Consider the following 11,126-nt stretch of genomic DNA (forward strand, 5'->3'; position numbering starts at 1 on the left):
GCATCTGGCCGGTCTGGTTCGAATCGTCGTCGATGGCCTGCTTGCCGAGGATGACCAGTTGCGGCTGTTCCTTGTCGACCAGCGCCTTCAGCAGCTTGGCCACAGCCAGCGGCTGCAGGTCTTCGTTTGACTCGATGAGGATCGCGCGATCCGCGCCGATGGCCAGCGCCGTGCGCAGCGTTTCCTGCGCTTGCGTCACGCCCGCTGACACCGCGATGACTTCCGTCGCCACGCCCGCTTCCTTCAGACGCACCGCTTCTTCCACGGCGATTTCGTCGAACGGGTTCATCGACATCTTGACGTTGGCGAGGTCGACGCCCGTGCCATCCGACTTCACCCGAACCTTCACGTTGTAGTCAACGACCCGCTTCACTGCTACCAGAACTTTCATCATTGTTCCCTTTCGTCCTACCCTTTCACGTCGACGGCAAGCCGCACTCAGTGCGGCGACATGAATATTTCATAGCCCTAATTAATGCATCTTCCGTAACAACACACGACTGCTACAGGTGGCGTCGCCGCATCGCCTTAAATTCCACGAAAAGTTAATTTTTTAAGCGTCGATAACCTATCAGTGTTTACGCTGATAACCGCGTGGCAAGGAACCTCTTTCGCTGCCATGACACGAACAATAAATCATGAAAAACAATGTGTTACAGAAGTAACCCGGTACGGCAAGAAGCCACGAAACATGAAAATCTTTTTGTTCGTGTTGACAGCACTGTAAGACGTCACTCATCATATGTCAACGAGCAAAAAATAACGTTCGGAGACGCCAGGCACGCTTCAACGAGCACGCGAAAATCGAGGTGCGGCACGCACGCCAGCGCCCCCCACAAGGATCGTCAACAGCAGTTCGCGGAACACGCATTCCGTATACGTTTAGGCTTTGAACAGGAGAGTCATGGTGGCCAGTCACGACAAGGCACGGGTAGGTGTTGATATCGGCGGAACGTTCACCGATGTCGCGCTGGAGCTGGGTGGAGAACTTTTTTCCACCAAGGTCCTCACGGATTACACGGCGCCCGAGCGCGCAATCATCAAGGGCGTGGGTATCGTCGCCGCGAAGGCTGGCATCGGGTTGAAGGACATTGGCGTCATCATTCACGGCACCACACTCGCGACGAACGCACTCATCGAGCGCCGCGGCGCGAAGACGGCCTTCATTACCACGGAGGGCTTCCGCGACACCATCGAGATGCGCACGGAAAACCGCTTCGAACAGTACGATCTGAACATCAAGCTGCCGCCGCCGCTCATCGAGCGCTGCGATCGCTTCACGCTCGCCGAGCGGATCGACGCTCAAGGCGGCGTGCTGCTCGCCCCCACCGAAGCGCAGATCGATGCCATCGCGGCCCGCATCGAGCAACGCGGCTATGAAAGCGTCGCAGTCGGCTTCATTCACGCGTACGTGAACGGCGTGCACGAGCGCATGATGCGCGACGCACTCGAAAAGCGTCTGCCGCACGTGTCGGTGTCGATCTCCAGCGAAGTGTCGCCGCAGATCCGCGAGTTCGAGCGCTTCAACACCGTTTGCGCGAACGCCTACGTTCGCCCGATCATGAAGTCGTATCTCGACCGCCTGCTCGGCGAGGTGCGCGCGGCGGGTGCCGTTTGCCCCATCTTCATCATTCACTCGGGCGGCGGCATCGTCTCGATCGAAAGCGCGTCGGAGTTTCCGGTGCGCCTCGTCGAATCGGGTCCCGCGGGCGGCGCGATCTTCGCTGCGCATATCGCAGCGCGCTACGATCTCAACACGGTGCTCTCGTTCGACATGGGCGGCACCACAGCCAAGATCTGCCTGATCGACGACCTCACGCCGAAGACGGCCAACACGTTCGAAGTCGCGCGCACCTATCGCTTCAAGAAAGGCAGCGGCATGCCGATTTCGATTCCCGTCGTGGAGATGGTGGAAATCGGCGCGGGCGGCGGTTCGATCGCTTCGCTCGACGTGATGCGCCAGATCCGCGTGGGCCCGCATAGCGCGGCTTCGGAGCCTGGCCCCGCGTGCTATCAGCGCGGCGGAGTGCAGCCCACCGTGACCGACGCCGACCTGCTGCTCGGCCGCCTCGATCCCGCGAATTTTGCGGGCGGCACCATCGTGCTCTCCACCGACAAGGCAGCGAGCGCGATGGTCGAACAGGTCGGCGGCGCGATCCATCTGAGTCCCGATGAAACGGCGTATGGCGTCGCCGAAGTCGTGGACGAGAACATGAGCAATGCGGCGCGCGTGCATGCCGTGGAAAGCGGAAAGGACATCGGCGACTACACGATGATCACGTTCGGCGGCGCGGGTCCGCTGCACGCCGCGCGTCTGTGCGAAAAGAGCGGCATCAAGAAGTTCATCGTGCCGCCGGGTGCCGGCGTGGGATCCGCCATCGGCTTCCTGCGCGCGCCCTTCGGCTACGAAAGCGTGCGCAGTGCAACCATGCGCTTCAACGACTTCGACGCTGCGGTGCTCAACGACATCGTCGGTGAACTGAGCGAGGAAGCCCTGCGCTTCGCGCGCCAGGGTTCGGGCGACGCCGAGCCCGAAGTCGAGGTGAAGGCGTTCATGCGCTATGTCGGCCAGGGCTGGGAAATTCCCGTGGCGTTCCCCTGGCGCAAGTTCACCGCCGAAGATCGCGACGCATTCACGCAAGCGTTCACGCGCGCCTACACGCAATATTTCGGCCGCCCGATCGACGGCCTCGATATCGAAATCGTAAGCTGGGCAGTGAAGGCCAGCTCCCCGCTGCCGCCCGTGGAGCGCCTGAAGCTGCTCACGTCGCGCGACGCCGTCGTGCCGCCGAAGACGCGCAAGATCTTCGACGCCGCACTGCATCGCTTCGTTGAAGCAGCTATCGTCGAGCGCGCAACGCTGAAGGTCGGCGAGAGCGTCACAGGTCCGGCGATCATCGTCGAGCCGGAAACGTCGACGCTCGTCACCTCCTCCTTCGACGCCATGGTTCAGCCCGATGGCTGCCTGCTCGTCGTCGCCAAAGAACTGAATGCCGCCAAGGCCAATCAGGAGTAAAGCATGTCGCTCAGCAATCTCGATACGATCCACATGCAGGTCATGTGGAACCGCCTGATTTCCGTCGTGGAAGAACAGGCCATGGCGCTCATCCGCACCGCGTTCAGCACCAGCGTGCGCGAAGCGGGCGATCTATCAGCGGGCATTTTCGACCAGCGCGGCCGCATGCTCGCGCAGGCCGTCACCGGCACGCCCGGCCATGTGAATACGATGGCCGAAGCCGTCGAGCATTTCATGAAAGACATCGGCGTCGAGCGCATGTACGAGGGCGACGTGTACCTCACGAACGACCCGTGGAAAGGCACCGGCCACCTGCACGATTTCACTGTGGTTTCGCCCTCTTTCCACAATGGCGAACTGATCGGCTATTTCGCAAGCACCGCGCACGTCGTGGATATCGGCGGGCGCGGCTTCGGTCCCGACTCGCGTGAGATCTACGAAGAAGGTCTGTTCGTGCCGATCATGAAACTGATCGAGCGCGGCGAAGTGAATCGCGATCTCGTGAACATCCTGCGCAACAACGTGCGCGAAGCCGATAAGGTCGTCGGCGATCTCTACGCCCTCGCCTCGTGCAACGAGACCGGCCACAAGCGCCTGATCGAAATGCTCAAGGAGTTCGAGCTCAAGGACGTGGAAGGGATCGGCGAATTCATTCTTGCCCGCAGCCGCGAAGCGACGCTCGAACGCATTGCCGCGCTGCCTAAGCAAACGCAGACGAACGAGATGACGCTCGACGGCTACGATACGCCGGTGAAGCTCAACGTCACGCTCACGGTCGCCGACGATCATCTGCTCGCCGATTTCGCGGGCACGTCGCCTTCGAGCCCGTTCGGCATCAACGTCCCGCTGCTGTATGCGAAAGCTTACGCATGCTACGGCCTCAAGTGCATCATCGCGCCAGAAGTGCCGAACAATGCAGCCTCGCTCGAACCCTTCCGCGTGCAGGCGCCTGAAGGCTGCATTCTCAACGCGCAACGGCCGAGCCCGGTTGCCGTGCGCCATGTGCTCGGCCACTTCGTGCCGGACCTGGTCCTCGGCGCGCTGAACAAGATCCTGCCGAATCGTGTGCCGGCCGAGGGCGCGGGCGCGCTCTGGAATCTGCACGTGAGTGCGCGAGCCGCGCAGGAAGGTTCGGGCCTCAAGGGCAGCGAAATCCTCATGTTCAACAGCGGCGGCACTGGTGCGCGCGCAGAACTCGATGGTCTTTCGGCTACGGCGTTTCCAAGCGGCGTGCACGCGATGTCGGTAGAAGCCACCGAACAGGTCGGTCCGATCGTCGTCTGGCGCAAGGAAATGCGCTCTGGCTCGGGCGGCGCCGGTCAGCATCGCGGCGGCCTCGGCCAGATCGTCGAAATCGGTCCGCGCGAGGGCTACCAGTTCCGCTTCAACGCAATGTTCGATCGTATCGATCATCCCGCGAGCGGCCGCTCGGGCGGCAAGGAAGGCGCGGCCGGACAGGTCACGCTGTCCGACGGCACGCGCATGAAGGGCAAAGGCACGCAGTTCGTCGGCGAGCACGAGCGCGTCACGCTCTCGCTGCCGGGCGGCGGCGGCGTCGGTGCGCCAGCGCTTCGCGATCGCGAAGCGCTGCTGCGCGACATCCGCAACGAATACATCTCCGAAGCGCAATTGCGCGACGATTACGGCCTCACGCTCGACGCACTCGCGGCGTCGAACCCACAGTAAGGAGCAACGCATGACCGACATCACCAAGCCGCCGTTCAAGAACATCCTGATCACGGGCGCGGGCGGCGCGCTGGGCTCCGTGCTGCGCGAAAGCCTGCGCCCCTATGCCGAAACGCTGAGCCTCAATGCGCGTCAGTCGCTGGGAGAAGTGCGTGAGAACGAAAAGCACTTCATCTGCGACCTCGCCGATCGCGACGCCGTGTTCGAAATGCTCAAGGGCGTGGACATGGTCATCCATATGGGCGGCGCGCCGCGCGAGAACACGTTTCAGGTCATTCTCGACTCGAATATCGTCGGCAGCTACAACATTTACGAAGGCGCGCGCCAGGCCGGTGTGAAGCGCGTGATCTACGCGAGTTCGGTGCACGCCATCGGCTTTTACGAATGCACGCAGACGATCGACGCGCACTCGCCCCAGCGCCCGGACAGCCTGTATGGCGTGAGCAAGACCTTCGTCGAAAATCTCTCGCGCTATTACTTCGACAAATTCGGCATCGAGTCGGTGTGTCTGCGCATCGGCTCGTGTTTTCCAAAGCCGGTCGATCGCCGCATGCTCGCGACGTGGCTTTCGTATGACGACTTCTCGCACCTGTGCGTGCAGTCGATCATGACGCCGAGCGTCGGCCATATGATCGTGTACGGCAACTCGAACAACAGCGCGAACTTCTGGGACAACACGCAGGCCGCGTACCTCGGTTACCGACCGAAGGACTCCGCCGATGCCTATCGCGCCGAAGTCTATGCGAACACGGAAGTGGGCGATCCGCGCAACCCGGCTGTGCGCTTTCAAGGCGGCCAGTTCGCGGCGGATGGCCATTTCGAAGACCCGAAGGATAACTGAGCCCCGCTTCCCCACCGATCTATCTGGAACACACTGAGATGGCACAGCATGCACTCAAGCCTCACTACGACGTGGTGATCGTGGGCGGCGCGGTCGTGGGAAGCGCGACTGCGTATTTCCTCGCGGAGAATCCCGACTTCAACGGCTCGGTTCTCGTGATCGAACGCGACTGGACCTATGCGAAGTCGGCGACCGCGTTGTCGAGCGCGTCGATCCGGCATCAATTCTCGAATCCGCTGAACATTCAGATCTCGCAGTTCGGCACGGAGTTCATCCGCGACTTTCATGAGCGCGTGGCTGTGAATGGCGATGCGCCCGAACTCGGTTTCAAGGAAAACGGCTACCTGTATCTCGGCGATGCGAACGGCGCGCCGATGTTCGAGCGCAATTGCGCCACACAGCAGTCATGCGGCGCCGACGTGGTGCTGCTCGATCCGGACCAGCTGAAAGCCGGCTTTCCGTGGCTCAACACCGAAGGGCTCGTCAACGGTGTCTACGGCCAGTCGGGCGAAGGCTGGTTCGACAGCTACGGCCTGCTGCAAGGCATGCGCCGCAAGGCGCGCTCGCTCGGCATCGAATACATCGAAAACGAAGTGGTCGACGTGTTGCGCGAAGGCTCGACCATCACGGGCGTGGTGCTCAAGAGCGGCGAGACGATCGGCTGCGGCCTGATGGTCAACGCCGCGGGCACCTGCGGCCCGGCAATGGCGCGCCTCGCAGGGCTGGACATTCCCGTCGAGCCGCGCAAGCGCTGCCTGTTCGTGTTCGACTGCCGCACGCCGCTGGAAGGCGTCGTGCCGCTCACCATCGACACGACCGGCATCTTCTTCCGCCCCGAAGGCAAGTACTACCTCACGGGCTGCTACCCCGACCCGGACCCGCTCGCGGACGTCAACGACTTCGACGTGATTCATGCGGAATTCGACGAAGTCATCTGGCCCGCACTCGCGGAACGCATTCCCGCATTCGAGGCGATCAAGGTCGTGAATTCGTGGGCCGGTCACTACGACTTCTGCATGCTCGATCACAATGCGATCGTCGGGCCGCATCCCGAGGTGACGAATTTCCTCTTTGCGAATGGCTTCAGCGGCCACGGCCTGCAGCAGTCGCCCGCGGTCGGACGCGGTCTGAGCGAACTGATCGTGTACGGCGGCTATCGCTCGCTCGATCTCGCGCCGCTCGGCTATGCGCGCGTGGTCGAGAACAAGCCGTTTCTCGAAGAAGGCGTGATCTGATGCCCTCCCCATTCTTCCACGAAGGCTTTTGACATGAGTTCCCATTCGTATCAAACCGCGTTGATTACCGGGGCGTCGAGCGGCATTGGCCGCGCGATCGCCGAGCGGCTCGTCAAGGACGGCATGAAGGTCTACGCGGTAGGCCGTGACGCGAAGGCGCTCGACGCGCTCGCGAGTGCATGCGGCGTCACGCCTCTCGCTGTCGATCTGCACGATATCGCGCCACTGCGCGAATTGTTCGAGCGTGAAGCGATCGACGTCGTCGTGAACAATGCCGGGCTGCTGCCTGCTATCGCGAAGTTCGGCGAAACTACCCCGGCCGATATCGACAACATGATCGATATTAATCTGCGTGCGCCGCTGCATATCGCGCAACTCGCGCTCGACGGCATGGTGCGGCGCAAGCGCGGCCATCTGTTTTTCATCGGTTCGAGCGCGGGCCGTTTTCCGCATCCGAACACCGCTGTTTACGGCGCGACCAAAGCCGCCGTGAGCATGTTCTGCGATTCGCTGCGCTGCGACCTGCTCGGCACGAAAGTGCGCGTCACCGAAATCGCGCCGGGCCGCGTGCAGACGAATCTCTATCGCACGGCGCTCGGCGAGCAAGGCGCAAACGAAAAGCTCTACGAAGCCTACCGTTCGATTCAGCCCGAAAATATCGCGGAACTGATCGCGACGGCGCTCGCCCTGCCCGAAGCGGTAGACGTTTCGCGCATGGAAGTCTTCCCCACCGACCAGGCAGCGGGCGGCTCGCAAATCGTCACGGTCGACTGAAAACCCTGCTTTAAAACCGGAAATCTACGCATCATGAAAAATCAACGAGTGGTGATCGTCGGCGGCGCCTCGGGTCTCGGCCTTTCTGTCGCCAAACTGATGCTCGCCGATGGCGCGCACAGCATCGCGCTGATCGACAAGAACGGCCCGTTGCTCGAGGAAACCGTGGGCAATTTGAAGGCGGAAGGCCATACGGTGTTCGGCGCCGAAGGCGATATCACGCGCAAGGAATCCGCGCACGCCGTCTTCGCGAAGGCGCTGGGCGCGCTCGGGCGCGTGGATTGCCTCGTCAACAGCGCGGCGATCTATCCGCGCCGCCCTATTCTCGAAATCAGCGACGACGAATGGGATCTGGAGAACGCGGTCAACATCAAGGGCACGTATCACATGATGGTCGCCGCTATTGAGCACATGCGCGGCCGCCCGAAGGTCGAAGCGCACGTTGCCGGGCGCATCGTGAACATCACGTCCGTGGACGCATTCAAGGCGCACCCGCAAAACGCGCATTATGCGGCGACCAAGGCCGCGGTCGTGAGCCTCACGAAGTCGTTCGCCCAGGAAGTCGCGAAGGACGGCATTCTCGTGAACTCGGTCGCGCCCGCAGGATTCGCGACGGACCGTGCAAAGAAGCTCGGCTTCCTCGGGGAACTCGCGAGCGCCAATCCTCTGGGCCGCGCCGCCGAGCCCGAAGAGATCGCGCAGTGGGTCGTCATGATGGCCAGCGAGCGCAACACCTACGCCACCGGTGAGAACGTGATCGTAAGCGGCGGCTATATCTACGCTTGATGGAAATCAATACCCGCTTGAGCCGCAACGGCGGGCGGGATGAGCCTGCGCCGGACTGTGTTACAGTCATAGTATGTCATACGGCGCAGGTCAGACGCGACTAGCAACTGCCGCGCCACGCGGTACGTCTGCATCCGTGAATTGCAGCGCTCTCCTGATCCGGTGTGGAGCACTCGGAATGACTCTGGACGCTGAAACCCTACTGAAGAATGCTGCGAGTTCCGGCAAGCGGCGCAGCCTGACTGAACTCGTCATTCAGGCACTCAACGACAAGATCGACCGGGGCGAATATCCGCCGGGCGGCAAGTTGCCGACCGAACCCGAACTGTGCGAAGAATTTGGCGTGAGCCGCACCGTGGTGCGCGAAGCCGTTGCCTCGCTCAAGCTTGGACGACGACTGATCGCGCGGCATGGCGTGGGCGTGTTCGTTTCCGAAGCACCGAATCAGCCGGCGAGCCCCGACTTCATCGACGGCACCACGCTCAATAATTCGATGCACGTGCTCGAATTGCGGATTGGCGTGGAAACGGAATGCGCGGCCTACGCGGCGCAACGCCGGTCCGAAGCCCACCTGCGTGCGCTCAAGGAAGTCTACGCGCGCATGGAGATCGTCTCCGTGGAAGACGACGCCGAATGCGCGCGCGCCGATTTCGAGTTCCACCTCGCCGTCGCAACATGCTCGGAGAATCCCCATTTCGCGTCCATCCTGCGCACGCTGGGTCAGGAAATCATCATCGATCTGCGTCTCAAACATGGGAAAGCGAATGCGAAGGAGCGCAAGACCTATATCCGGCGCATCCAGCGCGAACATGCGGATATTCTCGACGCCATCGAAAAGCAGGACGTGGCGGCCGCGCGCCGCGCCATGCGTCGCCATCTGAACGAAAGCCTCGAGCGGTACCACAATCTGTCGAGTACACGCGTCGAGTAAAGATGTGCGCGGAACGAACGCTCCGCGCACATGCACCAGTTGGATCGATGGCGAAGCGGTGTCGAGTTTTTATCTGCATTCCTGATTAATCAGACGATAATCAGGCACGACACCCGCCACGCAATCAGTTCTGCAGCGCCGAGACCTTTTCGCCGTACGCGACCGCCTGCGGCACCCACTTCCCGTCGATCACCTTGTAGAACGTCGCAGCCGGGTCTTTCATGTCACCGTTCGGCATGAAGGCAATGTTGCCCGAAATACCCGTGAACGCGACCGACTTGATGAACGGGCCGTAGACCTTCGGGTCGGTCGAATTCGCCTTCTTCATCGCATTGACGAGCACCCATGTCGCGTCATACGCCGCAGGCGCATAGGCCACGACACCCTCGCCGTACTTCGCCTTCATCTTGCTGTCGAATTCCTTGCCTTGCTTCATTTTGGACAGCGGCACGCCGTAGTCCCACGACACTGAACCGTTCGCGCTCTCGCCGGCGACACTGAGGAAGGTTTCGTTCTCGAAGCTGCCGCCGCCCAGCAGCGTTGCGCGCATGCCCAGCTGGCGCATCTGTTTGACGAGCATGCCCGCCTGCTGATCGAGCCCGCCCCAGAACACCACGTCGGGATTGAATGACTTCATGCGGGTCAACTGCGCCTTGAAGTCGACGGCCTTGTCCGTGGCAAATTCGCGGTCCACGATCTTGCCGCCCGCCTGGGTCACGCCTTTGACGAACTCGTCGGACATGCCCTGGCCGAATGCCGTCCGGTCGTCGATCACGGCAATGCTCTTGCCCTTGAGCGCCTCCACCGCCGAGTGGCCCGCCAGTTGCCCCATCTGCGCGTCCGAGTTCACCACGCGAAAGACGTTGCCGAAACCCTGCGAGGTCAGCGTGGGGTTGGTCGCCGTGGGCGAGACCATCGGAATGCCCGCCGTGTTGTAGATGCGCGAAGCCGGGATCGTGGTGCCCGAATTGAAGTGCCCCACTACGCCCGCCACCTTCGCGTCCACCATCTTCTGCGCCACCTGCGAGCCCACGCGCGGGTCGGCCTGATCGTCTTCCGCGTCGAGCACGAAATGCACGGGCTGCCCGCCGATGACGAGCTTCTGTGCATTGGCGTCGTCGAGCGCCAGTTCCGCGCCGCGCTTCAGATCGATGCCGTAGTGCGCCGATCCGCCGGTCAGCGGCGCGGCGAAGCCGATGACGACGTCGCCGGCGAAGGCGGCTGCGCTGAACGACGCGGCGCCCGCCGCCACGAAAACGGCGAGCGCAACGCGCCTGTATGCAAACGGTACTTTCATGGGAAACCTCAACGTGTTGTGGTCAGGGAGAACTATTCGGTCGAACCGTTTTTGCCAGACAGAGACGGCTCGCCAGCTCCCGATGACCTGGGCGTGCGCTGACCTTCCAGAGAAGCGCGAGGCCTGCGGCGGCCGCCGTCATCGAGTCGGCTTACTCGTCAAGGTATTAGGTGAGACGTCATATGTCAATAAGTCAAAAAGGGCGCGCTCACCAGGGATTTCATGGGTGTCGACATCCCGCCTGCTCACCCACGGAATCTGCAGGCACCCACTAAATGTTGATTGAATCCCGAACGTGGAGCCGCAGATCACCATCGGAGGGCATTTGATTTTCGTGCAGGTTTCCCGTTAGGCACACCCAAGTCTGGTACGGGCCTGCCTTGTGGCGCTGTATGAATTTCCTTTCCGTGGAAACGCCACTACGCCACGCCCAGCGTAAGCGGCTCGTGCCGGCCGTTATAGACGGTGGCTGAGGGCGACATCAAAGTGATGCCCATCATTTCCAATCTGATGGGCACCACTTTGACACAGTCTGCGGAGAAGAAGCCTGGTTCCCGGAC

The 11,126-nt window shown here is 61.9% G+C and carries 8 protein-coding genes and 1 pseudogene; 7 read left to right on the plus strand and 2 right to left on the minus strand.

Features of this window, described 5'->3' with window-relative positions; translation table 11 throughout:
- Positions 1-391 (minus strand): annotated as a pseudogene (locus AB4Y42_RS43000) (electron transfer flavoprotein subunit beta/FixA family protein); the annotation flags it as partial.
- 513 nt (positions 392-904) lie between these two features.
- Between AB4Y42_RS43000 and AB4Y42_RS43005 the strand changes: the two are divergent.
- The 7 genes from AB4Y42_RS43005 (at position 905) to AB4Y42_RS43035 (ending at position 9,269) form a co-directional block, all read left to right on the plus strand.
- Positions 905-3,016, plus strand: coding sequence for a hydantoinase/oxoprolinase family protein (locus tag AB4Y42_RS43005; RefSeq protein WP_368697750.1), 2,112 nt, complete (start codon positions 905-907; stop codon positions 3,014-3,016).
- Between the two features lie 3 nt (positions 3,017-3,019).
- A complete protein-coding gene (locus AB4Y42_RS43010; RefSeq protein ID WP_368697751.1) occupies positions 3,020-4,702 on the plus strand; it encodes a hydantoinase B/oxoprolinase family protein in 1,683 nt (560 codons plus the stop codon).
- A gap of 10 nt (positions 4,703-4,712) precedes the next feature.
- The gene (locus tag AB4Y42_RS43015; protein ID WP_368692606.1) at positions 4,713-5,543 is read left to right on the plus strand and encodes an NAD-dependent epimerase/dehydratase family protein; all 831 of its coding nucleotides are present in this window, start codon (positions 4,713-4,715) and stop codon (positions 5,541-5,543) included.
- A gap of 38 nt (positions 5,544-5,581) precedes the next feature.
- The gene (locus AB4Y42_RS43020) at positions 5,582-6,778 is read left to right on the plus strand and encodes an NAD(P)/FAD-dependent oxidoreductase (RefSeq protein WP_368697752.1); all 1,197 of its coding nucleotides are present in this window, start codon (positions 5,582-5,584) and stop codon (positions 6,776-6,778) included.
- A gap of 33 nt (positions 6,779-6,811) precedes the next feature.
- Complete coding sequence (locus AB4Y42_RS43025; RefSeq protein WP_368697753.1) at positions 6,812-7,552, plus strand: SDR family oxidoreductase; 741 nt, start codon at positions 6,812-6,814, stop codon at positions 7,550-7,552.
- Between the two features lie 33 nt (positions 7,553-7,585).
- The gene (locus tag AB4Y42_RS43030; RefSeq protein ID WP_368697754.1) at positions 7,586-8,338 is read left to right on the plus strand and encodes an SDR family NAD(P)-dependent oxidoreductase; all 753 of its coding nucleotides are present in this window, start codon (positions 7,586-7,588) and stop codon (positions 8,336-8,338) included.
- Between the two features lie 178 nt (positions 8,339-8,516).
- Entirely contained in the window at positions 8,517-9,269 is a 753-nt protein-coding gene (locus tag AB4Y42_RS43035; protein WP_035514516.1) for a FadR/GntR family transcriptional regulator, read from the plus strand.
- A 124-nt stretch (positions 9,270-9,393) separates the two neighbouring features.
- On the opposite strand, the gene AB4Y42_RS43040 is transcribed toward AB4Y42_RS43035, so the two are convergent.
- The gene (locus AB4Y42_RS43040) at positions 9,394-10,566 is read right to left on the minus strand and encodes a branched-chain amino acid ABC transporter substrate-binding protein (protein ID WP_368697755.1); all 1,173 of its coding nucleotides are present in this window, start codon (positions 10,564-10,566) and stop codon (positions 9,394-9,396) included.
- Between the last annotated feature and the right edge of the window lie 560 nt (positions 10,567-11,126).

The sequence above is a fragment of the Paraburkholderia sp. EG286B genome (genome assembly GCF_040965655.1).
GTDB lineage: Bacteria > Pseudomonadota > Gammaproteobacteria > Burkholderiales > Burkholderiaceae > Paraburkholderia.

Bases quoted from the DNA above. Each gene is read 5' to 3' on its own strand.
- AB4Y42_RS43005 (WP_368697750.1), top strand. From the start codon at position 905: ATGGTGGCCAGTCACGACAAGGCACGGGTAGGTGTTGATATCGGCGGA.
- AB4Y42_RS43010 (WP_368697751.1), top strand. From the start codon at position 3,020: ATGTCGCTCAGCAATCTCGATACGATCCACATGCAGGTCATGTGGAAC.
- AB4Y42_RS43015 (WP_368692606.1), top strand. From the start codon at position 4,713: ATGACCGACATCACCAAGCCGCCGTTCAAGAACATCCTGATCACGGGC.
- AB4Y42_RS43020 (WP_368697752.1), top strand. From the start codon at position 5,582: ATGGCACAGCATGCACTCAAGCCTCACTACGACGTGGTGATCGTGGGC.
- AB4Y42_RS43025 (WP_368697753.1), top strand. From the start codon at position 6,812: ATGAGTTCCCATTCGTATCAAACCGCGTTGATTACCGGGGCGTCGAGC.
- AB4Y42_RS43030 (WP_368697754.1), top strand. From the start codon at position 7,586: ATGAAAAATCAACGAGTGGTGATCGTCGGCGGCGCCTCGGGTCTCGGC.
- AB4Y42_RS43035 (WP_035514516.1), top strand. From the start codon at position 8,517: ATGACTCTGGACGCTGAAACCCTACTGAAGAATGCTGCGAGTTCCGGC.
- AB4Y42_RS43040 (WP_368697755.1), bottom strand. From the start codon at position 10,566: ATGAAAGTACCGTTTGCATACAGGCGCGTTGCGCTCGCCGTTTTCGTG.